The organism is Mesorhizobium sp. B2-3-10 (genome assembly GCF_006442275.1).
GTDB lineage: Bacteria > Pseudomonadota > Alphaproteobacteria > Rhizobiales > Rhizobiaceae > Mesorhizobium > Mesorhizobium australicum.
The window spans coordinates 122,798-149,719 of the sequence record NZ_VFVT01000005.1 but is presented as its reverse complement, the minus strand read 5'-3'; the positions used below and the strand labels follow the sequence as shown (position 1 = coordinate 149,719).

Below are 26,922 nucleotides of genomic sequence, written 5' to 3'. Positions count from 1 at the left end.
GACGGCCCGCAAGCAGAGCCGGCAAATTGCTGGAAACTGAAACGGAACCGAAACAATTTGCCGTCATGCTGGCGCGATGTCGATTGCGATGCGCCCGAGCCAGGCCCTGCGACTGTGGCAGCAAGTAATGCTGTCGCAGGTGCGCGAGGACGCGCCTGATCTCACCATGCGCCAGACGGCGATCCTGTTCACCATCTACCTCGATCCGCCGCCGCACACCGTGCGCGGGCTCGCCGCCCGCCTCAACGTCACCAAGCCGGTTATCACGCGCGCGCTCGACACGATGGGCGCGCTGAAACTGGTGTCGCGCCATCGCGACGAGCTCGACAAGCGCAACGTCCTGATCAAGCGCACCGTCGAAGGCGCGCTCTTTGTCGAGCGCTTCGGAGATGGTATCATCGCCAAGGCCCACGAACTGCCGATGTAACCGATTTCCATTTGACCGGATTTGACGATTTGACTGCCAGGGACGCCCGCCTGCACGCTTTCCGCTCCGACCTTGCCGATTCGCGCCTGATAGGCGAGGTCACGGCGGAGCGTTTCGTCGCCGGCCGGCCGGCGCGGATTTCCGCATCCGTTGCCGAAGTGCGCAAGGCGCCACGCCCGGATGCCGGCATCAACACGCAGTTCCTGTTCGGCGACGATGTCCTCGTCTTCGAGCAAACTGAAGGCTGGGCCTGGGTCCAGGGCGAACGCGATGGCTATGTCGGCTATGTCGCCGATGCCATGCTGGGCGGGCGTGACCATGCGTCCACTCATATCGTTTCGGTGCCACGCACGTTTCTCTATCCCGGTCCGGACCTGCGCTTTCCGATTGCCGGGCAATTGTCCATGGGATCGACCGTAACCGTTACGGGTGCCGCTGAAACACGGGGCACGCACTATGCGTTGCTGCCCTCCGGTAAAGCCGTGATCGCTGGCCATTTGCAGCCGATCAGCGAAGTGGCCGGCGACTATGTGTCCGTGGCCGAGACATTTCTAGGCACGCCCTATCTATGGGGCGGTGTTTCCGGCTTCGGCATCGATTGCTCCGGCCTGGTGCAACTGGCCATGCGCATGGCCGGCAAGGATGTGCTGCGCGATTCCGACATGCAGGCCGCCTCGATCGGCGAGCCGCTCGGGCCGGGCCCTGATTTTTCGGGGCTGCGACGTGGTGACCTGGTGTTCTGGAAAGGGCATGTCGCCATCATGACCGACGCCGAAACCATGATCCACGCCAACGGCCACACCATGCTTGTGTCGCGCGAAGGGCTGAAGGAGGCGATAGCTCGCATCGGCTATCTCTATGGCGGGCCGACAGGGTTCCGGCGCCCGTAAGGCTTTTTCGATCCCCTTTTGTTCCGAATCTGCTTGGCGATTGCCTGTCGCCGCGCTACCTCTGGCGCGTGACAGTTGAGCCCCGCCTCGCCGACCAGAATGCCGCAGTCGTCCTGCCCGAGCCATTCCTGAAATGGTTCGGCGAGAAAGGCTGGTCGCCGCGCGCGCATCAGATCGAGCTCCTGGCGAAGGCCCAGGCCGGGCAATCGGTACTGCTGATCGCGCCGACCGGCGCCGGCAAGACGCTGGCCGGCTTCCTGCCGTCGCTGACCGAACTGGCCGTCAGGCCAAGGCGAAACCCAGGCCAGGCGCGGCGCGGGATTCACACGCTGTACATCTCGCCGCTTAAGGCACTGGCCGTCGACATCGAGCGCAATCTCGCCAAGCCGGTCGAGGAGATCGGCCTGCCCGTCACCATCGAAACGCGCACCGGCGACACCCCCGCCCACAAGCGCCAGCGCCAGAAGCTTGCGCCGCCCGACATTCTGCTCACCACGCCGGAGCAACTGGCGCTGTTGATCGCGGCAGGCGACGCGAGACGCTTCTTCGAGGATCTGCGCTATGTCGTGCTCGACGAATTGCATTCGCTGGTGACGTCGAAACGCGGCCATCTTTTGGCGCTCGGCCTCGCGCGGTTGCGCAGCTTTGTCCCTGGCCTGCAGACGATCGGCCTGTCGGCGACGGTGGCCGAGCCGGACGAGTTGCGGCGCTGGCTTGTCAGCCAGAACCCACCGGGTGACATGGCGGAATTGATCACTGTGACGGGTGGTGCCAAGCCCGAAATCTCGATCCTCGATTCCGAGGAGCGCGTGCCGTGGGCAGGGCACTCGGCGCGCTACGCCACGCCGGAAATCTACCGCGAGATCAAGCGCCACAAGACGACCTTGCTGTTCGTCAACACACGCAGTCAGGCGGAGCTGCTGTTCCAGGAGTTGTGGCGCGTCAACGAGGACACGTTGCCGATCGCCCTGCATCATGGCTCGCTCGACGTCGCCCAGCGCCGGCGCGTCGAGAAGGCAATGGGCGAGAACGCGCTACGCGCCATCGTCGCCACATCGACGCTCGATCTCGGCATCGACTGGGGCGATGTCGATCTGGTCGTGCATGTCGGTGCTCCGAAGGGCGCCAGCCGGTTGGCACAGCGCATCGGCCGTGCCAATCACCGCATGGATGAGCCGTCCAAGGCGATTTTGATCCCCGCCAATCGTTTCGAGGTGCTTGAGTGCCGGGCCGCACTCGACGCCAATTATCTCGGCGCGCAGGATACGCCGCCACTGGTCAATGGCGGGCTCGACGTGCTGGCCCAGCATGTGCTCGGCTGCGCCTGCGGCGCACCGTTCCGCGCCGATGACCTATACGCGGAGGTACGAGCGGCGGCACCCTATGCCGACCTCGATCGGCCGACCTTCGACCGTGTCATCGATTTCGTCGCCACCGGTGGCTATGCACTAAAGAATTATGAGCGTTACGCCCGCATCCGCCTCAACAAGGATGGACTGTGGCGCGTCTCCAATCTGCGCGTCGCCCAGCAATACAGGCTCAATGTCGGCACCATCATCGAGGTGCCCGCCCTCAACGTGCGTTACGTCAAGGCCGGCAGCAAAGGCGCGGCGTCGCACGGTGGCCGCGTGCTCGGCAAGATCGAGGAGGCCTTCCTCGAAACGTTGACGCATGGCGATACTTTCATGTTCGCCGGCAAGGTGCTGCGTTTCGAGGGCATCCGCGAGAATGAGTGCTTCGTGTCGAACGCGCCCGGCAGCGACGCCAAGGTGCCATATTATGGCGGCGGCAAGTTCCCGCTCTCGACCTACCTCGCAGAGCAGGTCCGCATCATGCTGGACGATCCGCAGCGCTGGAAGAAGCTGCCGGAGCAGGTGGCCGACTGGCTGCGGTTCCAGTCGGACAAATCCATGCTGCCCAAGCGCGACGATTTGCTGATCGAGACCTTTCCGCGTGGCAATCGCCATTATCTGGTCGCCTATCCCTTTGAGGGCAGGCTGGCGCACCAGACGCTTGGCATGTTGCTCACCCGTCGCCTCGACAGGGCGGGCGTCAGGCCGCTCGGCTTTGTCGCCACTGATTATGCCTTGGCCATATGGTCGCTGGGCGACATGGGCGCGATGTTCAAAGCCAGGAAACCTTCACTGAGCGCGCTGTTCGATCAGGACATGCTGGGCGACGATCTCGAAGCCTGGCTGGCCGACAGCTGGCTTCTCAAGCGCACTTTCCGCAATTGCGCGCTGATCTCGGGCCTGATCGAAAAACGCCACCCCGGCCAAGAGAAGAGCGGCCGGCAGGTCACCGTGTCGACCGACCTGATCTACGACGTGCTGCGCAGCCATGAGCCGGACCACATCCTGCTTCAGGCGACGCGTGCCGATGCGGCGACCGGCCTGCTCGATGTCAGCAGACTTGCGGACATGCTCTCGCGCATCCAGGGTCGAATCATGCATAAGGCGCTCGAACAGATATCGCCGCTTGCCGTGCCGATCATGCTCGAGATCGGCAAGATGCCGGTGAACGGCGAGGCCGATGAAACGCTGCTTATGGATGCGGCGACACTGGTCGAAGAGGCCATGGGGCCCGGGATGGTTGATGAATGAATTTCTCGCTGGCGCGCGCATCGCTGATCGCCGAGGCCGATCTCGTCGGCATCGCGGGCGAGCGCGCGGTCTGCGATCCGCGCGGTGTGCTGTATTTCCCCGAGCTCAAGCTGCTGACGGTATCGGACCTGCATCTGGAGAAGGGGTCGTCCCTGGCAAGGCGCGGCACGCTCATCCCGCCCTACGATACTGGCGCGACCCTGCTCAGGCTGCAGGCGGTCATATCGGACTACCAGCCGTCGATCGTCATCAGCCTGGGTGACTCCTTCCACGACGGTGGCGGCGCAGCGCGCATGCATTCGAGCTTTCGCGAACGGCTGGAAGCGCAGATGGCAGGCCGTGACTGGTTCTGGGTCGCCGGCAATCACGACCCCGAAGCGCCGGCGGATCTGCCTGGCGAGACCGTGCGGGAACTGGCCATAGGCTCGCTGCTGTTCCGGCATGAGCCATCGAAGGTGAGGGTAGAGGGGGAAATATCGGGCCACCTCCATCCCTGCGCCCGTATCGTGCAACAAGGCCGCTCGGTGCGCAGGCGCTGCTTTGCCGGCGATGGCGGCCGCATGATCATGCCGGCCTTCGGCGCCTATACCGGTTCGCTCAACGTGCTCGACCGCGCCTATGCCGGGCTGTTTCGCCTGGAGTCGCTGATGGCCTACATGCTCGGCACCGAGCGCATCTTCGCCATCTCGCACTCGATGCTGCGGCCAGGCTGATATCTATCGCCCATAATAGAGCATGACCGTGTGCTTCGCTTCGGCGAAGAACAGCCAGCGTTCGACCAGCATGCCGGCAAACTGGGCGATCGCGGCCAGCGCCGATAGCGCCGCCGCGAGCGGCCACGGCAAGGCGAAGGCGGCAAGCAGCAACAGGATCGGCAAACCGAAGGCCAGCGCCTGCGTGATCCGGCGCAGCTTGGCGCTGTGCTTGCGCGCGATGCGAAAGCCCATTTCCTTGAGCAGGTAGTTTTCTTCCGTATGCGGCCACTCCAGCGACTGCACCGTGCCACCGATCAGCCCCGTCGCGGTGTTGGCACTGGTCGGGATTTCAAGCCGGTCGTTGTGGCGCCAGGTCGCGAGCTTCCAGCCCCAGCCAAGCAAGGTGAGCAGCACGGAAGCTGCAAGGAGAATAGTCGAGCCGAGCGCAAGACCTTGCAGCAGGGCATTCACAAGCACGCAGCCGCTCATCGCCGAGTAGATGAGATAGCCGGGCAAGGTATAGGGGCTGTGCCACTGGGCGATCGGTTTCAGCGAGGCATAGATCATGCCGGTCATGCAGACGGTGACGATGGCGCCAATCGCGGCAAGAAGTCCGGCAGCAGCGACCCATCCATCGACCCGGCCAAAAAGGACCCAGCCGATGCCGAACAGTCCCGCCGGGACGAAGGTGGCGACCGAGGCAACGCCTTCGCGCGACAGCCATGAGCTGCGCCATTGCGAGAACGCCCGCCAGGCCCGTTCGGGCCTGCCGAGATGACCGGTCGATGACAACAGGCCGGCGGCGATCAGGCCGAGCGCCAGCCCCATGCCGACGAAGCCCGGCCAGAAATCGGGCGCGACGAAGCCGGCCGGGCCGAGCACGCCCAGCAGCGCGAGCAGGCCATAGCCGGCACCCGTGGCGGTGGTGAAGAAGACGACCGAAAAAGCCGGATGCATGGATGGTCAGCTCGAAAGCATGCGGTCGACCCAGCCAAGGAAACCGCCCTCGGCCCGTAGCGGCTCCAGCGCGGGAGCGATCACCGATGCGGCGCGTTGCGTGTGAGGGCGCGGGGGCAGGTATTTGTTGGTCGGGCGATAGCCGAGTTCGGGCATCAGGTCGACACCGCCGCGCTCCGCCACCAGTTGCGAAACGGGGGATTGGGGATCGCCGAGGTCGCCGAAATGCCGGGCGCTGGTGGGGCAGGCGGCGACGCAGGCCGGCACGCGGTCCCCCTCGGCCAGGTTGTCGTTATAGATGCGGTCGACGCAGAGCGTGCATTTCTTCATCACCCCGACATCGCCATCGAATTCGCGCGCGCCGTAAGGGCAGGCCCAGCTGCACAATTTGCAGCCGATGCACTTGTCCTCGTCGATCAGCACGATGCCGTCCGACGCGCGCTTGTAGGAGGCGCCGGTCGGGCAGACGGTGACGCAGGCCGGCGTCTCGCAATGCAGGCAGGAACGCGGGAAGTTGACCGTGCGCCCCCCCATCTCGGTGATGTGCTCGTAACTGTGCACGCGGTTGAACCAGACCCCGTCGACATGGCCGCCATAGGGGTCGATGTCGGTCAGCGGCGCCATGTGGCCGCCGGTGTTCCATTCCTTGCAAGCGGTGACGCAGGCCTGGCAGCCGACACAGGTGTCGAGGTCGATGACGAGGCCAAGCTTCTTGCCGCCTGGACTTGGAAGACAGGTCATTCGGTTGCCTCTCTTGCCTGCCGAAACCCGGCGCCGAAAGTGAGCTTGTCGGGCGAGGGTTCGAAATGCGGCGGCTGTTGAAAACGCTCGAATTGCGGCTCGGTGAAGCCGGCCTCCTCCGCCGCGCATTTGACGATGCGCACGCGCAGATCGAACCACGCCGCCTGGCCCGTGACCGGATCGGAATTCGAATAACGCTTGCCCTGCGCGTCGGCCAAGGTCTGGTCTCCAATGATGTGGTTGAGCAAGAAGCCGCGATTGCTTTCGGCGGCATCGTCTTTGAGCCCCCAACTGCCGCGTCGCTTGCCGATCGCGTTCCAGGTCCACACCGTGCTTTCGTTGACCCCTTCGACCAGCTTGATCTGCCCCTTCACCTTGCCGTTGATGCTTTCGATCCAGACCCAGTCGTCGTCGCCAAGGCCGAGCCCGGCGGCGGTTCGCTGATGCACGAACAGCCGGTTCTGGCTGGTGATCTGCCGCAACCATGCATTTTGCGAACCCCAGGAATGGTACATGTGCATGGGCCGCTGCGTCAGCGCGTGCAGCGGGTATTCTTCCTGGTCGACGGACGCTTCCTCGAACGGCATGTACCAGAACGGCAGCGGGTCCATGTAGGTCTCGACGCGCTTGCGTTCGCTTTCGGGCGGCACCACCCGGCCATGACCACGCGCGGCCAGCCGAAAACGCTGCATCGGTTCGGAATAGAGCTGGAAGACGATCGGCTCGGCGTTGGGGATGAAGCCCAGTTGCACCGCGAAGTCGAGATAGGAGCGGTTAGCCATCTTGTAGTAGCGCTGGTCCTGGGTGAAATCGTGGTGCCAGAACCCGCCATTGTCGATGTAGCGTTGCAACTGGTTGGGGTTGACGTCGCCCTTGCCGACCGAGGTTTCGTCCTTGCCGCGCCAGCCTGCGAGCGGGCCGATGCCGGGCGTGCGTTCATGATTGACGATGTAGTCGGCATAGTCGCGGTACTTCGGCGAGCCTTCGTTATCGGCGAAGCCGGGCAGGCCAAGCCGCGCGCCGAGGTCGATCAGCACCGACTGGAAGGGCCTGACGTCGCGGTCGGGCTCGACGACCGGATGGCGAATGGCGTCGCCCGGCCCGTCGGCATGGCTGATCGGCCGGTCGAGCAGACTGATGCAGTCATGACGCTCGAGATAGGTGGTGTCGGGCAGGACCAGGTCCGCGAACGGTACGGTCTCGGAGTAATAGGCATCGGAATAGATGATGAAGGGGATCTTGTAGTTGCCCGCTTCGTCACGATCGGTGAGCATGGCCATGGTCTCGACGGTATTCATCGAGGAATTCCAGGCCATGTTCGACATGTACATCATCAGCGTGTCGATCGGGTAGGGATCGCCGGCCCAGGCGTTGCGGATGACTGTGTGCATCAGCCCATGCGCCGCAAGCGGCGAATCCCAGGAATAGGCCTTGTCGATGCGTAGCGGCGTGCCCGCTTCGTCGACCAGCAGATCGTCGGGTCCACAGACGAAACCGAGCGGCATGCCGTCGAGCGGCGTCATCGGCCTGACATCCTTGCCGCAGGGCTTCGGGCCGGGCGGCGCCGACCTGGGATAGGGCGGCTTGAAGCGGAAGCCGCCCGGCACATCCACCGTGCCCAGCAGAACCTGCAGCAGGTGGATGGCGCGACAGGTGTGAAAGCCGTTGGAATGGGCCGAGATGCCGCGCATGGCATGCATCGAAACCGGCCGTCCCTTTATCGTCTGATGCCGGCGCCCGGCCCAGTCGGTCCATGCGACCGGCAGTTCGATCGCCTGCTCGAAGGCGACATGGGCCAGTTCGGCGGCGATCCGCCGGATCGTTCCGGCCGGGATGCCGCAACGCTCCGCGACCGCATCGGGAGAATAGCTGACGTCCATGTAGCGGTCCGCGATCAGCTGGAACACGGGAAGGCACCTGCGCCCGTCGACTGTGAAGCTGCCGGTCAGTGCCGGTTTGGCATTTGAATCGACTGCGTTGACGGAGGTCGTCGCCACTCTGTCCCATGCCAGCGGATTGCCGTCGCTGTCGCGCATGAACAGCCCGTCATCGGCCGCGCCCGGCTCCTGGATAACCAGGACATGCGCGTTGGTGTAGCGGAGCAGATAATCGAGATCGACGCGGCCGGCTTTCAAGAGTTCGTGGATCAGCGCGAACACGAACAGGCCGTCGGTGCCGGGCCGGATGCCGATCCAGTCGTCGGCGATCGCATTGTAGCCGGTCCGGCACGGATTGATCGATACCACCTTGGCGCCGCGCGCCTTGAGCTTGCCCAGTCCGATCTTGATCGGATTGGAATCATGGTCCTCGGCAACGCCGAACAGCATGAAGTACTTCGTGTTGTCCCAATCGGGCTCGCCGAACTCCCAGAACGAGCCGCCGATCGTGTAGAGCCCGCCCGCCGCCATGTTCACCGAACAGAAGCCGCCATGAGCGGCGAAGTTCGGCGTGCCGAACTGGCTCGCCCACCACCCTGTAAGAGATTGTGATTGGTCACGGCCCGTGAAGAAAGCGAGTTTCTTAGGATCGGTCCGGCGGATATTCGACAGCCGCTCGGTGGCGATCGAGAAGGCCTCCTCCCACTCGATCTCGCGGAACTCACCCGAGCCGCGCGGCCCGGTGCGCAGCAATGGCTTCTTCAGCCTGGCCGGGCTGTAGTGCTGCATGATGCCGGAGCTGCCCTTGCCGCAGATCACGCCGCGATTGACCGGATGATCCTTGTTGCCGTTGATGTAGCGGACCTTGCCGTCTTTGATGTGCACGTCGATGCCGCAGCGGCAGGCGCACATGTAGCAGGTCGTCTTGGCGATGCTGTCGGAAACATCAGGCGAGGTGTCGACACCGTCGCCTTCATCGGGCGCCCGCGTGTCGGCAAGCGGGCGTTGCGAGGGGGCTGAATTGGCGCCGCGCGGCGGTCCTTGCATCATGATCCCGTGGTGCTCGCGCGGTCAGCGGATTTGGCTCGCGTCTTCGGCCCGGGGCCGCGCATATAATGTTCTTCGGGATGGTAGCGGTCGCCGGCCAGCCGTCGCCTTATACCGCGGCTCCAATGCGCAAGCAGGGATCTGAACCGCCCGATCATTTTGCTCTTTGCGACCTGCAGGCTAATTTTTTCTAAATTCCGCAGGAAAAGTAGAATAAAGCTATCGATCCGTCTAATCAGTTGTTCTTGTAAATTCGATCGATATTGGTTCTTAATACAGGCATGACCCTGGATCAGTTGCGCATTTTCGTCGCCGTCGCAGAGCGCGGCCACATGACAAAGGCGGCGGAGCTCCTGGGCATTTCCCAGTCGGCCGCGTCGGCGGCCATTCGCGCTCTGGAAGAGCAGCATGGTGTCCATCTGTTCAACCGCGTCGGCCGCAACATCGAGCTGGCCCAGACCGGCCATCGGTTCCTGCCGGAGGCCAAGGCCGTGCTGGAGCGGGCCGCAGCCGCGCGCAATGTCCTGGAACATGTTTCGCAGACGGTCGCCGGCAGCCTCTCCATCGCTGCCAGCCTGACCATCGCCAGCTACTGGCTGCCGCGCCGGCTGGCCTCTTTCCACGAGGCCTATCCGGCCGTCAGGCTGAGCGTCACCATCGGCAACACAAGGCAGGTCGAGGCCAGCGTGCTGGATGGAACCGCCGATCTCGGCCTGGTCGAAGGGCGCACCGAGTCCGACTTGTTGCGCCGCGTCAAGGTCGATACCGACCGGTTGATGCTGGTCGTTGCCAGCTCCCATCCAGAGATCGCCGAAATCGCGCCGGGCCGCCCCGACATCACCGGCCTGCGCTGGATAATCCGCGAGGGCGGCTCCGGCACGCGCGAGGTGCTGGAGGATCTGGCGCGCCGCGAGGGGATTTCGCTTGCCGACCTCAGGATATTCCTGGTGCTGCCCAGCAACGAGGCGGTTCGCCAAGCTGTCGAGGCGGGTGCCGGCGCGACCATCATTTCGGAGCTGGTGGTCGGGCGCGCGGTCGCCGAGGGGAGCCTGAGAGCCGTGCCGATTGAATTGCCGAAGCGCGACTTCGCCATGATCACCCACCGCGACCGTCAGGCAAGCCTGGCCCAGATGGCGCTGAAGGCGCATCTGGCCGCGGAGGCGAACCGGTCCACGTTGGGGTAGGTTCAGCCGAACTTCCGCTGCGCATCGAGCGCCAGGCCGAGCCCGACCGATCCGAACATGTCGCCTTCTATGACGGAAGCCCGCGGCACCAGCGACAGGATTTCCCGCCTTGCCAGCGGGATCGCCGTCGATCCGCCGGTCAGGAACACCGCGGTGATGTCGGAGGGCTTGACCCCGGCGTCGCGGATGGTCTGCGCCACCGTTTCGGTAACCCGCTCGATGTCCCGAGCGATCGTCGCCTCCAGCCCGTCGCGTGTGATCCCGGCGGCGAACGCCGCGCCCGGCAGCTTCACAGCCACGTCCGCCGATGACATGTCGGTCAGCTCTATCTTGGCTTTCTCGACCAGCGCCGCCAGCGCGTGCCCGTAGCGGTGCTCGACGATATGGATGAAGCGGTCGACCAGGTCGGCGCGCGCGGCCTCGTAGCGGATCTGGCGCAGATGCGTCATCGCCTTGGCGGTGTAGACCAGATTGATGCGCTGCCATGTGGCGAGATCGATGAAGTAGCTGGCCGGCAGATTGCGCTTGCCGTCCTTGGTCGCGGAGAGGTAGCCGAGCTGCGGCATGACATGGGCGATGCTCAGCAGCCGGTCGAAATCAGTGCCGCCGATATGGATGCCGCGGCTGGCCAGGATGTCGTCCTTGCGATCGGTCGATCGCGCGCGCTCCGGCGAGACCCGCACGATGGAGAAGTCGGACGTGCCACCGCCCATGTCGATGATCAGCGCCAGTTCCTCGCGTGTCACCTTCTGCTCGTAATCGAGCGCCGCCGCGATCGGCTCGAACTGGAAAGCGATATGCTTGAAGCCTTGGGCACGGGCAGCCTTCTCGAGTTCGCCTTGCGCCTCCGCGTCGGCTTGCGCGTCGTCATCGACGAACTGCACCGGGCGGCCGAGCACCACGCTCTCCACCACGCCGCCGGCGTCCTCTTCCAGCCGCGTCCTCAGATGACCGATGAACAGGCCGATAATGTCGATGAAGCCGATCTGGCGTGCCTTGATCCGCGTCTTCTCGTGGGCGAGCGAACTGCCGAGCACGCTCTTCAACGAGCGCATCAGGCGGCCTTCGATGCTGTCGGTATAGTCGCCGATCGCGCGGCGGCCGAAATAAGTATGGCCGTCCTCGAAATTGAAGAACACGGCACTTGGCAAAGTGGGCTGCTCGCCCTCCAGCGGGACCAGCCGCGCCTTGCCGTTCCGGATGACGCCTACCGTGGAATTGGACGTGCCGAAGTCAATGCCGCCGAATGCCTGATGCATCGCAGCCTCCTGTCATTGTTTCGTGGCGGCAAAACAGCGTCGCGCTGTCATCGGGATGGCCGGACCGCTCCTGGCGAACGGTATGTGCTTGTTTGCCCCTGGGTTGGGAGGCGGCGGTTTATCGCATGGCGGCGAAAAGGGGAACCCCTCTTTTCCCGCGGCATCAATCCTTGCGGAACACCAGCCGGCCGAGCCAGCCCGTCACCATGGCCAGCGATACGGCGAACACGCCGTAGAGGAACGAATAGTCGTGGGCAACGCGGAAGATCGATTGTTCGAAGCCCGATTTGCGGATTTCGAGCTGCGCCGAACTCTCCTTGACGAATAGGCCGCTCTTGAACAGGAATGCGCGTGCTTTGTGCGTGCCGACCGAGACATCAGGCGCCAGCCTGACGGTAGCGCGAAACAGGTTCTGCGACAGGAATTGCACGCCCCCGACATTCTCGCTGTAGAGGCCGGCGGCGGCCTTGCGTTCGCGCAACGCGGCCGTGAATTCCTCGATCGTCGCCGGGCTGTCACCGGCTTCGGCGGGCTGCATGTAGAGGTTGGAGGCGCCGAGCGACAGCTGCTTGTAGCTGTTGGGTTCGGTGATGTCCTGCAGCGGCCGCGTCGTCGCGACCGAATAGGACACCGGCACGTTCTCGAAGGTCTCGGAATCCAAATTGACCCAGACGCCCAGCACCCGGTCCTTGCGGCGCACGACCACCGGTTTCGGCGGCCCTTCGAGCACGACGATGACGTCGTAACGGCCCTGGCGTGCGACCAGCGGGTCGGGATTTTCCAGCGAACCGAAGATGGTCAGGTCGGCCCCGGAAAAACCGGCGGTGATCGACACCGCGTCGGTGGAAAGGCCGATCTGGATGCCTTCCGTCAGCGGCGTCTGCGCCTTCGCCGGCGCGGCGGCGGTCAGGGACAGGAGAGCGACGGCTGCGAGCGCTTTCAGGCCATTCATCAGTTGAGGCCCAGGCCGGACAGCGAATAAAGGTTGGGCGGCGTGACGAACAGATCGGTGGCAAGCCGGATCGCCACCGCCAGCACCAGCAGCGCCAGCAGCGCCCTCAATTGCTCGCCGCGCAGCCGCTGGCCGGCCTTGGCGCCATATTGCGCCCCGGCCACGCCGCCGGCCATCAACAGGAAGGCCAGCATCACATCGACGGTCTGGTTTGTGGTGGCGTGGACCAGCGTCGTATAGGCGGAGGTGAAGATGATCTGGAACAGCGAGGTGCCGATGACGACATTGGTCGGCACTTTCAAGAGATAGATCAGCGCCGGCACCATGATGAAGCCGCCGCCGACACCCATGATCGACGACAGGAAGCCGATGCCGGCGCCAAGCCCGAGCACCGGAATGACGCTGACGAACAGCTTCGACGCGCGGAAGCGCATCTTCAGCGGCAGGCGGTGGATCCAGTTGTGCTGGCCGGATTTCTTCAGCACCGGCGCCGCGCCGCTGCGCGTGGCGCGCAGGGCGTTGATGCTCTCGACCAGCATCAGCCCGCCGACGGTGCCGAGCAGCACGACGTAGAGCAGCGAGATGAACAGGTCGAGCTGGCCGAGCCTGCGCAGGAAGCCGAACACATAGATGCCGCCGGTTGAGCCGACGACGCCGCCGGCCAGAAGCACGCTGCCGAGCTTGAAGTCGAGCGTCCCTCGCTTCATGTGCGACAACACGCCGGAGACGGAAGAAGCAATGACCTGGTTGGCGCCGGTGGCGACCGCGATCGCCGGCGGGATGTTGTAGAAGATCAAGAGCGGCGTGATTAGGAAGCCGCCGCCCACCCCGAACATGCCCGACAGGAAGCCCACCGCGGCGCCCATGGCCAGCAGCACGAAGACGTTGACGGAAATTTCCGCGATCGGGAGATAGATGCCCACCCGTCTGTCTCGATCAGTTTGCCTGTCGGCGAATAAAGCCGCTGCGGGCACTATCGCATCGAAAAGCCAATTTTCTCTTGCGCCGACGCGGCAGCGGGACCAAACCCCGTCACCGCGCCGAAACAAAAAACAACTCAATCAGTTAACAGGCAAATGTAAGGCAAGGGCGTCGTGGAAACGACGCTTCTGCCGTTATTTGCGCGCCAGCAATGCCTTGACCAGCTTCTCGTCGACCGCGCCCGTCGCTGGCAGCTTGTTGTCGGTCTGGAAAGCGATGATCGCGTTCTTGGTCTTCCCGCCCATCACGCCGTCGGCGCCGCCGGCGTCATAGCCGTTCTTGTTGAGGATGAGCTGGATGTTCTTGACCGCCTTCTTCATGTCGATGCCGGCCGTCGTCTGCGGCGTGCCTTCCTGCCAGGATTCGGGAATGTCCACCGAATTGGCCGCCGCGTTGAGCGGCTTGGCCTTCCACAATTCGGTCGCCGCGCGCGCCCGCTCGAGCTGCTCGGGCCGCAGCGCGTTGGCGATCTCGTCGCGCTTGGCCGCGGCATCCTTGTCGCCGGTCTTGGCGACGAGCGCGAACCATTTGTAGGATTCCTCCAGGTTCTGCTTCATGCCGACGCCCTTGGCGGCGAGGATGCCAAGATTGAACTGGCTGTCCTTGACGCCGAGGTCGGCGGCCGCCTGGAACCAATGCGCGGCCGATTCATTGTCGGTTGCGCCGTCGGCGGCCATGGCGAACAGCACCGCCAGATTGTGCATGGCGCTGGCGTTGCCCTGCGCGGCGGCGAGCTGGTACCAGGTCTTCGACTTCTTGATGTCGCGCGCGACGCCGATGCCCTTCTCGTAGAAATTGCCGATGCGGTATTCAGCCGGCGCGAAGCCGAGTTCCGCCGATTTCTCGTACCATTTGGCGGCAGCCGGCATGTCTTCCTTGACGCCGCGCGACTCGGCGTAGCGCGAGCCGACCTCGAACAGCGCCTTGGCGTCGCCACCGGCGGCGGCGTCACGCAAGGCGACCGGGCCGGCATCGGCCGGAATGTCGAACTTGATCGCGGCTGTCGCCGCCGGCTTGTCCATGGGCGCAACGGCGCCAGTCGTGTCGTTGGTCGTCGCCTCGGTCGCCACTGGCGCGGCAGGGGCCGCTTGGAGATCGGCATCCGTCGCCTGCGTAGCGCCGGCGGCTGCTGCCGGATCCGTCATGGCCGGGGCAGCGGTCATCGGAGCAACCGGCGCGGCCGAAGCCATCGCGTCGGGGGCGCTCGGGCCGGAAGCCATGGCCGACGTGACCGGCGAAGCGGGGTCGGCCGTGGGCGCTGTGTCCGGCATCGCGTCCGTATCAGACGGCATGGCCACGACGGTCCGCGCCGCCATATCGTCCTTGCTGGCGGGCGCGGATTGTTCGGCCTGCCTGGCCGGACGGGCCGGCGCGCTGTTCATCGTCGTCGGCTGAACTTCGGTCTTCGGCTGGCTGGCGGTATCGAGAGATGCCGTCCGAACCGGCTGCGGGGCGACGATCGGGGATGCGTCGTTGCTTGCCACCTGGGCGGGATCCGAAAGGAACGCCTTGCCGAGCTGCAGGCCGGCAAGCGCCAGCATGATCGCTGCCGCCGCCATCAGGATCGGCTTGCGCCGCGCCTTGAGCAGGTCGCCTATCCTGAGCGCCTTGACCGGGCCTTTCATCGTCGACTGGCGCTTCAGGGCGTCGGCCTCGGCCGCGGCCGCCTGCGCCGCGCGCCGGGCGGCGGCGATGAAATCCGATTTCGCCGCGTCGCTGTCGCCGAGCTTTGCCGGTTGTCCGCGCTCGTCGCGCACGCGCTTCATGATGGCATTGAGGTCAGGCGCGCCGGAGCCCGGCTCCAGCGGGCGGTTGGCGACCTTCGGGTCGAGCGGCTCGTCGAGATCGACACTCGGGATGTCGGCGCTCGGCGCCGAGCCGGCCAGCGGCGGAACATCCGCCGCTTTCTTGCCCTTGAAGGCCCGCGCCAGACCGCCGAACATCGACTTGCGGCCTGCCGGCTGGTCCTTTCCGGCGGTGGTGTCGGAACCGAGTGCGGCCATCGCGGCGGCGGCGGCGGCTTCCGCCGGCGAGCGCGTGCCCGGCCGGGGAGACAAGCCCGTTCCAACGTGCAGTGCGGGCTCGCCGGGCTCGGTGCGCACTATGGCCGCGGCACGCGCGTCCAGATCGGCCATGTCGCCAGTCAGCGGCAGCTCGTCCATGGTCATGGATGGTGCGTTCACGGCCATCTTGGGCCGCTGCAAGCCACGCCAGCCACTGGGTTCGATCGAGGCCGCGTCCAGGAGCTCGCTTACCGCCTCGGACGGGTCGCTGGTTTCCAGCGAGCCCAGCCTGTCGACGATCTTGAGCAGTGTGTCGTGAATGGCCTCGAAGGTCCGCGAATTGCGCTCGTCGGAACGCCGCGTCAGCGTCTCCAGGGTCTTCAGATCCTGGGCGAGGCCGGATACCGCGGCCGTATTGGTGCTCGTTCCGGCCAGCGAGCGCACCGCGTTCTCGGCCGCCTCACGTGCCGCGCCGAGGATGGAATCGCGGGTCCCGGCCAGCGCTTTTTCGATTTCGTCGAGGCGAGGGCTGATGTCCTCGAAGTCCGGCAGCGGCGTGCTGGGTTTGGAAAGATGCGCCGACAGGCCGGCGACCTGCGCCTCCAGGCTGCGGATCAGCGCCGGATCGATGCCGGCCACCTGGGCCGCCGAAGCGTCCAGCCGGCTTGAAATATCTTCGAGCCGGCTTTCCAGGCCCCGGATCGCCGCCTCGCCGGCGGGATCGGGAGCGCGTGTCTCCATGCGCTTTGCCAGTGCGGTGAAGCGAGCGTCGATGGCGTCCATGATGCCGGCACTGTCGACCTGCGGCATGCTGCGCTGGTCCAGCCGGTCGGCAACCTCGTCCAGCCGGCGCTCGAGATCGCGAAACAGCATGTTGCCCTGCTCGATGGCGTCGCCCTGGCGCCGCTCCATCATGCCCGACAGCACGTCGAAGCGCTGCTCCAGCCCGTGGAAGATGTAGTCGGCGTCGGGCATGGCCGGCGCCTGATCGATCTTGTCGGCGATCAGCGCGATCTGCTTGGCGAGCCGTTCCATCGCCTGCTCGGGCAGGTTGGCGCGGCCGGCGAGGTCGTCGACCCGGCTCGACAGCGTGTTCAGCCGGTCGATCACAACATTTGCGGGACGGTCCTGCGCCACTTCCTCGATCTGCTGGGCGAGCGAGTCGATCCGCTTCTCGATGCGCTCGAAGGCTTCGTGGTCGACTGAATTCGCCTGTGCGGCGACTGTCGAGGCGACGATGGCGCGGGAAATCTCGTCCAGCCGCTCATCGATCATGGCCAGCGTGCCGCCGCCGCGATTGTCCTGCTGGCTGGCGAAATGGTCGACCGCCCCGGCCAGCGTGCGGACCTTCTCCTCCAGCGAACGCAGGGACAGCGATTCCGGCAGGTTGTTGACGGCGTTGCTGATTTGCTCCAGCCGGTCGGTCAAGGCGGCAAGGGCGGGGTCGTCGGAGCGTTTGCGCTGGTCGGCGTCGACGCGGTCCTCGAAGGCCGTCCAGCGGCGGTCGAACTCGTCCCAGCGGCGGTCGACCTTCTGCACGCTCTCCTCGCGCGCCAGCGTGTCGAGCGCGGCTTTGACCTGTTCGAGTTCTAGTCGCAGCAGGTTGACGCTCCTGTCGTCGCTCTTCTCCGACAGCGATTTGATGGCGCCGGAGAGCCGCTCGAATTCCACGCCGAGTTCGGCGCTGCCCTTACCCGATGTCCCGGATTTGGCGTTCGACTGGAAGGCGCGGTCGATGTCCTTGCGCAGCGCGTCGAATTCGCGCTGCAGCCCTGAAGTCACCTGGTGGCGCAGTTCCTCGCGCATGCCGCGCAGTTCGCCGGCGATCTTGCCGACCATGGCGACGCTGTCTTCCTGGCCGCGCACGCGGTCGATGTCACGCGCGATCGCCTGATAATTCTGGTCGAAGGGTGCAGGGGAGGGCGCCGGGTTGTGCGCACGCGGTGCCGGCTGCGGATCCTCGTACCAGCGCTGCTGGGCCGTCGGCTGCGCAGCGGGATAGCGCGGGTCGGAGGCGGGGTAACGCGGTTCGGCGCCATATTGGCGAGGAGCGGGTCGTGCCGTCGCGTCCTCGCGCGTCTGCCCCAGGCGCTGTTCCAGCGTCTCCAGGGAGCGGTTCAGCTGCTCGAGCGTGGTCTGCGGCTTGCGCTGCCTGCCAGCATTGAGTGTATCGAGGTAGGACCGCTTGCTGTTCATCGGTGCGTCCGTCTTTCAGATTGGCCGGCTTGCGGCCAGCTCCCCAAGTCCCTGCCGGAACGAGGCGACCGCGCTTCGATGCCACGGTGGAAGACAAGCTTCCCGGGTTTCCCCGCGCTCCGAAAAACCGTGAAAATTCGATACAGGATAACCACGGGTAGCCGACACGCGCACATTTCGCCCAACGTGGTAAACAACGCGTTAACCAAGCTTAAGAAGTTGCAAGGAAGTTGGCTGACGTGACTTCCGGTGCGGCATAAAGCACCGTTCTCAGAACGCCCTTGCGTCATGAGACGGCTACCGGTATAGAATTGACGTAAACGTAAATGGCGTATCAACTGCGCTGTTTTCGATTTGTTTGTCGAAACCACGGCCGGAAGCACGCCCCCGCTTCCAGTCAGGCGACGCATGGTCCGGGACCGCGACGCCACCAGACGGGGAAGCCAGTGACCATGAAGCTTATCTCGGCCGGCGAGACCGCGGCCAACACCAATAATGCAACCGTTGAAGCCGGCGAGGATCTCTCCCGCATCGGCGAGATGGCCAAGAAGTACGGCGTGACGCTGCGCACGCTCCGTTTCTATGAAGACAAGGGCCTGCTCAACCCCCAGCGCGACGGTTCGACCCGTCTCTATACGCGCCGCGACAAGGCGAGGCTGAAGCTGATCCTGCTCGGCCGCAAGGTTGGGTTCTCGTTGCGCGACGTCAAGCAGATGATGGACCTCTACGATCCGACCGGTTCCAACACCAAGCAGTTGCGGCTGGCGCTGGACAAGTCGGAAAAGCAGCTCGCTCGCCTGCAGAAGCAGCGGGCGCTGATCGACGACGCCATCAATGAGCTCGGCGGCTCGATGTCGGCGGTGCGTCAGATGCTGGCCGAGCGTTCGGCGCCGCAAGCGAGCGTCGCGAGCTAAGCCGCCCTCCGATACTGTCGGACCCTTCACCACAAAGCCGCGTGGCCATGCCGCGCGGCTTTTTCGCTGTCTGGCCTGCGTGCTTCGCGCTGGCTTGCGCATTGCCGTGACGCTTGGCCGATTGCGCCCGTGGTGGCGGAAATCTTGCCGCAGCGCAAATATTGACGTTTACGCAAACGTCAATATTTGCTATTGCGGCTTCGACATTGGCCCGCTTGCCGCGCACGGCTTGATTTCGGGGTCAATCCGCATGGTGGAGGAAAAGCATGCCGATCTACAGGGCCCCGGTCCAGGACACGCTGTTCGTGCTCAACGAGGTGCTCGGCTATCAGCGCTATTCGAACCTTCCGGGATTCGCCGACGCAACGCCTGACGTGCTGGAGGCAATTCTCGCCGAAGGGGCCAAGCTCGCCGAGAACGTCATGCATCCGCTCAACCGTGTCGGCGACATGGAGGGTTGCATGCGCCATGACGACGGCTCGGTGACCACGCCCAGGGGCTTCAAGGAAGCCTTCGACCAGTATCGCGAAGGCGGCTGGATGGGCCTGGCGGCGCCCGTCGAGTTCGGCGGCCAGGGCCTGCCCTATGCCGTGCACACGGCGGTGGCTGAATACATGGTGTCGGCCAACATGTCGCTGATGATGTATCCGGGCCTGACCCAGGGCGCGATCGCCGCCATCATCACCCACGGCACCGACGAGCAGAAGGCGACCTGGCTGCCCAGGATGGTCGAGGGCAGCTGGACCGGCACCATGAACCTGACCGAGCCGCATTGCGGCACCGATCTTGGCCTGCTGCGCACCAAGGCGGTGCCGAACGGCGATGGCACCTACAAGATTTCAGGCCAGAAAATCTTCATCTCGGCCGGCGAGCACGACATGTCGGACAACATCGTCCATCTGGTGCTGGCCCGCATCGAAGGCGCGCCGGAGGGCGTCAAGGGCATTTCGCTGTTCATCGTGCCCAAGCTGAAGCTCGACGCATCGGGCAATCCGGGGACGAGAAACACCGTCTCCTGCGGCTCGATCGAGGAGAAGATGGGCATCCACGGCAACTCGACCTGCGTCATGAATTATGACGAGGCCGAAGGCACGCTGCTGGGCGAGGCCAATGGCGGCCTCAAGGCGATGTTCACGATGATGAACGAGGCCCGCCTCGGCGTCGGCCTGCAGGGCCTGTCGCTGTCGGAGATCGCCTACCAGAATGCCGCCGCCTATGCCAAGGACCGGTTGCAGGGTCGCTCGCTGTCGGGCCCGAAGGCGCCGGACAAGAAGGCCGACCCGATCATCGTTCATCCCGACATCCGCCGCTCGCTGATGACCATGAAGGCGTTCAACGAGGCCGGCCGTGCACTGGCGCTGTGGACCGCGATCAAGTCCGATATCGCGCACCGCTCCGCCGACGACAAGGATCGCCAGGCGGCCGACGATTACACCGGCCTGATGACGCCGGTGGTCAAGGGCGTGCTGACCGACAAGGGTTTTGATCACGCCGTCATGGCGCAGCAGGTGTTCGGCGGTCACGGCTACATCGAAGAACATGGCATGAGCCAGTTCGTGCGCGATGCCCGCATCGCCATGATCTATGAAGGCGCCAACGGCATTCAGGCGCTCGACCTCGTCGGCCGCAAGCTCGGCTTGAACGGCGGCCGAGCCATCCAGGCCTTCTTCAAGGAGGTCGGCGAGTTCTGCGAGGAAAACCGCGCGGACGAGAAGATGGCGCCCTTCACCAAGGGTCTGAAGAAGGGCCTCAACGATTTGCAGGCGGCGACCATGTGGCTGCTGCAGAATGGCATGGCCAAGCCCGATAATGCCGGTGCGGCCTCGACCGACTACATGCATCTCTTCGGCCTCGTCGCGCTGGGCTACATGTGGGCGCAGATGGCCAAGGCGGCACAGGGCAAGACTGATGCCAACGGCTCCCAGTCTTTCTACGATAACAAGGTGGTGACGGCGCGCTTCTTCATGGAGCGGATCATGCCGGAGACCTCGGCGCACCTCGCCCGTATTTCGAGTGGTGCCGATACGCTGATGGCCCTGCCGGCGGAAGCGTTCTAAACTCCGTCTCGCTAGCCTTTCTGTCTGTCGATACGCGGAGGAAATCGTGGCGACAAATCCCGCCGAAGTGCTCTCTTTGCCGAAACCAGCCTGGGCGGCCGACGAGGTCGGCATGCTCTACGACATGGCTACCCGCTTCATGTCGGAGGAGATCGCGCCGCGCTACGACGAGTTCGAGAAGAACGAGATGGTCGACCGCGAAAGCTGGCTCAAGGCTGGTTCCGCCGGCCTGCTCTGCGCGTCCATGCCGGAGGAATATGGCGGCTCCGGCGGCACCTTCGCGCATGAGAGCGCCATCATCGAGGCGATCGGCCATGTCGGCGTCGACGGTTTCGGCATCGGCCTGCACAATTCGATCGTCGCCCCCTACATCCTCCATTACGGTTCGGAAGAGCAGAAGAAGAAATGGTTGCCCAGGCTCGCCACCGGCGAACTGATCGGCGCCATTGCCATGACCGAGCCCGGCGCCGGTTCCGACCTGCAGGGTGTCAAGACCCGTGCCGAGAAGGACGGCAACCAGTACAAGATCAACGGCTCCAAAACCTTCATCACCAACGGCCAGCTGGCGAACTTCATCATCGTCGTCACCAAGACCGATCCGGAGAAGGGCGCCAAGGGCACATCGCTGATGGTCATCGAGACCGACGAGGTCGAGGGGTTCGAACGCGGCCGCAACCTCGACAAGATCGGGCTGAAGGCCAACGACACGTCGGAGCTGTTCTTCAACGACGTGCGTGTACCGACTTCCAATCTGCTCGGCCATGAAGAGGGACAGGGCTTCGTCCAGCTGATGCAGCAACTGCCGCAGGAACGATTGCAGATCGGCACCGGGGCGATCGCCATGATCGAGCGGGCGCTGGCGCTGACCATCGACTACGTCAAGGAACGCAAGGCCTTCGGCAAGGCGATCATCGATTTCCAGAACACACAATTCAAACTGGCGGAGCTGAAGACCGAGGCCACCATCGGCCGCGTCTTCTACAATGACTGCGTCACCCGCCACACCAATGGCGGCCTCGATCCGGTGACCGCTTCGATGGCCAAGTACTGGCTCTCCGACCTCCAGGGCAAAGTCGTCGACGAATGCCTTCAATTGCATGGCGGCTATGGCTACATGAATGAATATCCGATCGCCCGCATGTTCCGCGACGCTCGCGTCCAGCGCATCTATGGCGGCACCAACGAGATCATGAAATTGCTGATCGGACGCTCGCTCTGAGCAGCTTTTCAGCGAACCCCAGGGAGCATGAAAAATGACCGAAGCTTATGTCTATGACGCCGTGCGCACGCCGCGCGGCAAGGGCAAGAAGGACGGATCGCTGCACGAAGTGCCGGCGGTACGGCTCGCCGCCAGGACGCTCGAGGCCCTGCGCGATCGCAACGGGCTGGACACTGCAAACGTCGACGACATCATCTTCGGCTGCGTCGACCCGGTCGGCGAGGCGGGTTCCGTCATTCCACGCGCCGCCGCCTTCGAGGCCGGCTACGACACCAAGGCACCCGGCATGCAGATCTCGCGCTTCTGCGCCTCCGGCTTGGACGCCATCAATTTCGGCGCCGCCAAGATCGCGCAAGGCGCCGATGAAATCGTCATCGCCGGCGGCGTCGAATCCATGTCGCGCGTCGGCATGGGCATGTCCGGTGGCGCCTGGTTCATGGATCCTTCGGTCGGCCTGCCCGGCTGGTTCGTGCCGCAAGGCATTTCGGCCGACCTGATCGCCACCAAATACGGCTTCTCGCGCGACGACGTCGACGCTTACGCGGTCGAGAGCCAGAAGCGCGCCGCAAGATCCTGGGCCGATGGCCGCTTCAAGAACTCGGTCATCCCGATCAAGGACCAGAATGGTCTCACCATTCTCGATCATGACGAGCATATGCGGCCGTCGACCGACATGCAGTCGCTCGCCTCGCTCAACCCGTCCTTCGTCATGCCCGGTGAAATGGGCGGCTTCGACGCGGTGGCGGTGCAGAAGCATCCGGAGGTCGAGGAGGTCAACCACGTCCACCACGCCGGCAACTCGTCCGGCATCGTCGATGGCGCGGCGGCCGTGCTGCTCGGCTCGAAGAAGGCCGGCAAGGCGATGGGCCTGAAGCCGCGCGCGCGCATCCGCACCTTCGCCAACATCGGCTCCGAGCCGGTGCTGATGCTGACCGGTCCGGTCGATGTCACCGAGAAACTGCTGAAGCGCGCCAAGATGAAGCTGTCGGATATCGACCTGTTCGAGCTGAACGAGGCTTTTGCCTCGGTGGTGCTGCGCTACATGCAGGCTTTCGAAATTCCGCACGACAAGATCAACGTCAATGGCGGCGCCATCGCCATGGGTCACCCGCTCGGCGCCACCGGCGCGATGATCTTCGGCACCGTGTTGGACGAACTCGAGCGGCGCGACCTCAACACCGCGCTGGTGACGCTCTGTATCGGCGCCGGCATGGGCACTGCAACCATCATCGAACGCGTCTGACGGGGAGAGAACGATGAGCTACACCAATTTCACCCTCGACATCGACGCCGATGGCATCGCCTTGGTCACCTGGAACAGCCCGGACCGCTCGATGAACGTCTTCACCGAAGAGGTGATGCGCGAGTTGAACGACATCGTGGACAAGGTGGCCAGCGACGCCGCCATCAAGGGCGCGGTGATCACCTCCGGCAAGGACACCTTCTCCGGCGGTGCCGACATCACCTTGCTGCAGAAGATGCTGACCACCTTCGCCACCGACAAGGTCAAGGATGTCGAAAAGGCGACCAAGGCGCTGTTCGACAACGCCGGCATCATGACCGGCCTGTTCCGCAAGCTGGAAACCTGCGGCAAGCCATGGGTCTCGGCGATCAACGGCACCTGCATGGGCGGCGCCTTCGAAATGTCGCTCGCTTGCCATGGCCGCGTCGCGGCCGACTCCGACAAGGTCAGGATGGCACTCCCCGAGGTGAAGATCGGCATCTTCCCCGGTGCCGGCGGCACCCAGCGTGTGCCGCGGCTGACCGACCAGCAGCAGGCATTGCAAATGCTGACCTCCGGCCAGACCCTGTCGCCGCAGAAGGCGAAGGCGATGGGCCTGATCCATGAGATCGCCGAACCGGCCAAGCTGGTCGAGACCGGCAAGGCAATGATCAGGAACGGCCTCAAGCCGGTGGCGCCGTGGGACGAGAAGGGTTTCAAGCTGCCCGGCGGCCCGGTCTATTCGGCGGCCGGTGCCAATCTGTGGCCGCCAGCCATCGCCATCCTGCGCCGCGAGACCCATGGCAATTATCCGGCCGCCGCGGCGATCCTGAAATGCGTCTATGAGGGCCTCCTGGTGCCCTTCGACACGGCGCTCAGGATCGAGCAGCGCTATTTCACCGAGATCATGCAGACCAAGGAAGCGGCGGCGATGATCCGCTCGCTGTTCGTGTCGCTGCAGGAACTGAACAAGGGCGCACGCCGCCCGGCCGGCGTGCCCGACACCAAGTTCAAGAAGATCGGCATCCTCGGCGCCGGCTTCATGGGCGCGGGCATCGCCTATGTCACCGCCAAGGCCGGCATTCCGGTGGTGCTGCTCGACCGGGACATGGAGGCGGCCGCAAAGGGCAAGGCGCATTCCGACGGCCTGATCTCGGATCAGGTCAAGAAGGGCCGTGCCAAGCCCGAGGACAAGGACAAGCTCTTGTCTCTGATCACGCCGACGGCAGACTATGCCGACCTCGCCGGCTGCGATCTCGTCGTTGAAGCCGTGTTCGAGGATTCCGCCGTCAAGAAGAACGCCACCGAACAGGCGGAAGCCGTGCTGAAATCGTCGGCGATCTTCGCCTCGAACACCTCGACCATTCCGATCACCGGCCTCGCCAGGAATTCGGCGCGGCCGAAGAATTTCATCGGCATCCACTTCTTCTCGCCGGTCGACAAGATGATGCTGGTCGAGATCATCCTTGGCAAGAAAACCGGCGACAAGGCCCTGGCCACCGCGATCGACTTCGTGCGGGCCATCAAGAAGACGCCGATCGTCGTCAACGACACGCGCGGCTTCTACGTCAATCGCTGCGTGCTGCGTTACATGTCGGAAGCCTACAAGATGCTGATCGAAGGCGTGCCCGCGCCGATGATCGAGAATGCGGCTAAGGCCGCCGGCATGCCGGTCGGTCCCTTGGCGCTGACCGATGAGACGGCCATCGACCTTGCCCAGAAGATCATGAAGCAGACCATCAGGGATCTCGGCGAAAAGGCCGTCGACCCCAGGCAGATGGCGCTGATCAACACCATGGTCGACGATCACGGCCGTTTCGGCCGCAAGAACGGCAAGGGTTTTTACGACTATCCGGCCAAGCCGGCCAAGAAGAAGCTGTGGCCCGGCCTCAAGGACCTTTATCCGCAGCTCGCGGCCGAGAAGGTCGACTATGAGGAGCTGCAGCAGCGCCTGCTGGTCACCATCGCGCTCGAAGCGGCGCGCGTGATGGAAGAGGGCATCGTCACCGATCCACGCGAGGCCGATGTCGGCTCGATCCTGGCCTTCGGCTTTGCGCCCTACACCGGCGGCGCGCTGTCCTACATCGACGGCATCGGCGCCAAACAATTCGTCAAGATCGCCAAGGCGCTGCAGAAGAAGTATGGGGCCGAGTTCAAGGCGCCCAAGCTGCTCCTCGACATGGCCGAGAAAGGTGAGACCTTCTACGAACGCTTCGACCCCTATGCCAAGGGCGATGTGAAGCAGGCAGCCTGACAGAGCGTCATGTTATGTCTGGGCGCGCATGCTGGCCACGGCGCGAAGCCGTGGCCCCTACATGATGGGCGGTGAAGGCCGGCTGGCCTTTCGCTGCCTGCCGACCGACTATGGCCGCAAGGCGCGCCGCTTCCTCGACATTGACGCGGTTGTCGCCGCACTTGGCCGTGCGGTGAACCGCGGCCACCGACCGAGGCAGAACGCAATTTCATGACATCGCACCAGGGACTGCGCGGCCTGGCCAAATCGTCCGGCTGATCAACCCGTTGGTAAGCAGGATTCGATCGACTTCCCCAAACCAGGCGTGGATGATATATTAGATATCGCTAACATGATGTTGGCGGAGGAGTAATCATCATGCGTATGATGCTGAGAGTTTCCATCCCGGCCGAGGAAGGCAATAAGGCGATCAAGGACGGCAGCATGGGCAAGATCATCGAGCAAACCCTGTCCGATCTCAAGCCGGAGGCTGCCTATTTTACCGCAGACGGTGGTTGGCGGACGGCCTACCTTTTCCTGGAGGTAAAGGACAGTTCGGACATGCCCTATGTCGCCGAGCGGTTCTTCTTCGCCTTCAATGCCACCGTCGAGCTGATCCCGGTGATGAACGTCGACGAGCTCCAGAAAGGCCTGCCGAGGGCGATGGCGGCATTGGCCGGATAGCGGCTTCGGCCATGACACTGTGCCGTCGTTGCGGCACACAGCTTTGTTCGTGATCCGCCGGCCCGCTGGTGGACAACGCAGCCGTTGCGCGTTAGACAGGAAGAGGCATTTTTTCCTGTTTCGAAGGAGAGCACGTCATGCTCTCGCACGACCGAGTCTGGGCTGCCATCGATGCTCTTGCCGAGCGCTATTCGCTTTCGGCTTCGGGTCTGGCAAGGCGCGCGGGACTTGATTCAACCGCCTTCAACAAATCCAAACGCTTGTCCTCGGACGGTCGGCCGCGCTGGCCTTCGACCGAATCGCTGGCCAAGATCATCGAGGCGACGGGCGCTTCGCTGGACGAATTCACCGGGCTGATCGAAGGCCGTGGCGCATCGCCCGCCAGCCGGCGCGCGGTGCCGTTGCTCGGCTTCGCCCAGGCCGGCGCCGGCGGCTTCTTCGACGATGCCGGCTTTCCGGCGGGGCAGGGCTGGGATCTCGTCGAATTGCCGGCGCAATCGACCGAAAGTTCCTATGCGCTGCAGGTGCAGGGCGATTCTATGCTGCCGCTATACCGCAATGGCGACGTCCTCATCGTCGAGCCGGGTGCGGCCACCCGTAAGGGCGACCGCGTCGTCGTCAAGACCACTTCGGGCGAGGTGATGGCCAAGGTGCTCGAGCGCCAGACAGTCAAGTCGATCGCGCTGGTCTCGCTCAATCCGGAGCATCCGGACCGCGATATCCCCATGCTCGAGGTCGAGTGGGTGGCGCGGATCGTCTGGGCAAGCCAATAGGTGCAACG

The 26,922-nt window shown here is 64.3% G+C and carries 19 protein-coding genes and 1 pseudogene; 13 read left to right on the top strand and 7 right to left on the bottom strand.

Translation table 11 applies throughout. From position 1 onward, the window contains the following. Positions 1-76 precede the first annotated feature (76 nt). The 4 genes from FJ943_RS16185 (at position 77) to pdeM (ending at position 4,633) form a co-directional block, all read left to right on the top strand. Positions 77-427, top strand: a complete 351-nt coding sequence (locus FJ943_RS16185; protein WP_023773016.1) for a MarR family winged helix-turn-helix transcriptional regulator — start codon at positions 77-79, stop codon at positions 425-427. Positions 428-456: 29 nt separating this feature from the next. Then, positions 457-1,317, top strand: a complete 861-nt coding sequence (locus FJ943_RS16180; protein WP_140722897.1) for an NlpC/P60 family protein — start codon at positions 457-459, stop codon at positions 1,315-1,317. A gap of 68 nt (positions 1,318-1,385) precedes the next feature. Further along, entirely contained in the window at positions 1,386-3,920 is a 2,535-nt protein-coding gene (locus FJ943_RS16175; protein WP_140722894.1) for a ligase-associated DNA damage response DEXH box helicase, read from the top strand. After that, positions 3,917-4,633, top strand: a complete 717-nt coding sequence (gene pdeM, locus FJ943_RS16170) for a ligase-associated DNA damage response endonuclease PdeM (protein ID WP_140722891.1) — start codon at positions 3,917-3,919, stop codon at positions 4,631-4,633. The genes FJ943_RS16175 and pdeM overlap by 4 nt, the downstream gene beginning before the upstream one ends. 3 nt (positions 4,634-4,636) lie before the next feature. Here pdeM and FJ943_RS16165 read toward each other — a convergent pair whose 3' ends face one another. From FJ943_RS16165 to FJ943_RS16155, 3 genes are read right to left on the bottom strand one after another with little or no spacing between them, the layout of a single operon-like run. After that, positions 4,637-5,572, bottom strand: a complete 936-nt coding sequence (locus FJ943_RS16165) for a DmsC/YnfH family molybdoenzyme membrane anchor subunit (protein ID WP_140722888.1) — start codon at positions 5,570-5,572, stop codon at positions 4,637-4,639. 6 nt (positions 5,573-5,578) lie between these two features. Beyond that, positions 5,579-6,313 (bottom strand): 4Fe-4S dicluster domain-containing protein, encoded by a 735-nt coding sequence (locus tag FJ943_RS16160; RefSeq protein ID WP_140614753.1) that lies wholly within the window; start codon positions 6,311-6,313, stop codon positions 5,579-5,581. Beyond that, positions 6,310-9,240, bottom strand: a complete 2,931-nt coding sequence (locus FJ943_RS16155; RefSeq protein ID WP_181174570.1) for a molybdopterin oxidoreductase family protein — start codon at positions 9,238-9,240, stop codon at positions 6,310-6,312. Before FJ943_RS16155 ends, FJ943_RS16160 begins: the two co-directional genes overlap by 4 nt. A 278-nt stretch (positions 9,241-9,518) precedes the next feature. On the opposite strand from FJ943_RS16155, the gene FJ943_RS16145 reads away from it, so the two are divergent. Beyond that, entirely contained in the window at positions 9,519-10,421 is a 903-nt protein-coding gene (locus FJ943_RS16145) for a LysR family transcriptional regulator (RefSeq protein WP_140722883.1), read from the top strand. Positions 10,422-10,423: 2 nt separating this feature from the next. On the opposite strand, the gene FJ943_RS16140 is transcribed toward FJ943_RS16145, so the two are convergent. From FJ943_RS16140 to FJ943_RS16125, 4 genes are all read right to left on the bottom strand, one after another. Beyond that, positions 10,424-11,680, bottom strand: coding sequence for an Hsp70 family protein (locus FJ943_RS16140; RefSeq protein WP_140722880.1), 1,257 nt, complete (start codon positions 11,678-11,680; stop codon positions 10,424-10,426). Between the two features lie 163 nt (positions 11,681-11,843). After that, entirely contained in the window at positions 11,844-12,632 is a 789-nt protein-coding gene (locus tag FJ943_RS16135; RefSeq protein WP_015319314.1) for a TIGR02186 family protein, read from the bottom strand. Next, positions 12,632-13,555, bottom strand: a complete 924-nt coding sequence (locus tag FJ943_RS16130; protein WP_015319313.1) for a sulfite exporter TauE/SafE family protein — start codon at positions 13,553-13,555, stop codon at positions 12,632-12,634. Before FJ943_RS16130 ends, FJ943_RS16135 begins: the two co-directional genes overlap by 1 nt. Positions 13,556-13,747: 192 nt before the next feature. After that, positions 13,748-17,812: a peptidoglycan-binding protein gene (locus tag FJ943_RS16125; protein ID WP_140722877.1), complete on the bottom strand. Its 4,065-nt coding sequence runs from the start codon at positions 17,810-17,812 to the stop codon at positions 13,748-13,750. A gap of 452 nt (positions 17,813-18,264) precedes the next feature. Here FJ943_RS16125 and FJ943_RS16120 point away from each other — a divergent pair, with 452 nt between their 5' ends. The 8 genes and pseudogenes from FJ943_RS16120 to FJ943_RS16085 all read left to right on the top strand — a co-directional run bounded on the left by FJ943_RS16120 (position 18,265) and on the right by FJ943_RS16085 (position 26,914). After that, entirely contained in the window at positions 18,265-18,726 is a 462-nt protein-coding gene (locus tag FJ943_RS16120) for a MerR family DNA-binding transcriptional regulator (protein ID WP_015319311.1), read from the top strand. Between the two features lie 266 nt (positions 18,727-18,992). After that, positions 18,993-20,783 (top strand): acyl-CoA dehydrogenase, encoded by a 1,791-nt coding sequence (locus FJ943_RS16115; RefSeq protein ID WP_140722874.1) that lies wholly within the window; start codon positions 18,993-18,995, stop codon positions 20,781-20,783. A 46-nt stretch (positions 20,784-20,829) separates the two neighbouring features. Next, positions 20,830-22,002, top strand: a complete 1,173-nt coding sequence (locus FJ943_RS16110) for an acyl-CoA dehydrogenase family protein (protein WP_140722871.1) — start codon at positions 20,830-20,832, stop codon at positions 22,000-22,002. 34 nt (positions 22,003-22,036) lie between these two features. Next, positions 22,037-23,245: an acetyl-CoA C-acetyltransferase gene (locus tag FJ943_RS16105; RefSeq protein WP_140722869.1), complete on the top strand. Its 1,209-nt coding sequence runs from the start codon at positions 22,037-22,039 to the stop codon at positions 23,243-23,245. 13 nt (positions 23,246-23,258) lie between these two features. After that, a complete protein-coding gene (locus FJ943_RS16100) occupies positions 23,259-25,478 on the top strand; it encodes a 3-hydroxyacyl-CoA dehydrogenase NAD-binding domain-containing protein (protein ID WP_140722866.1) in 2,220 nt (739 codons plus the stop codon). 28 nt (positions 25,479-25,506) lie between these two features. Next, positions 25,507-25,736: pseudogene (locus tag FJ943_RS16095) on the top strand (hypothetical protein). Between the two features lie 99 nt (positions 25,737-25,835). Continuing rightward, a complete protein-coding gene (locus tag FJ943_RS16090; protein ID WP_015319306.1) occupies positions 25,836-26,141 on the top strand; it encodes a hypothetical protein in 306 nt (101 codons plus the stop codon). 137 nt (positions 26,142-26,278) lie between these two features. Then, positions 26,279-26,914: a helix-turn-helix transcriptional regulator gene (locus tag FJ943_RS16085; protein ID WP_015319305.1), complete on the top strand. Its 636-nt coding sequence runs from the start codon at positions 26,279-26,281 to the stop codon at positions 26,912-26,914. Positions 26,915-26,922: the final 8 nt, after the last annotated feature.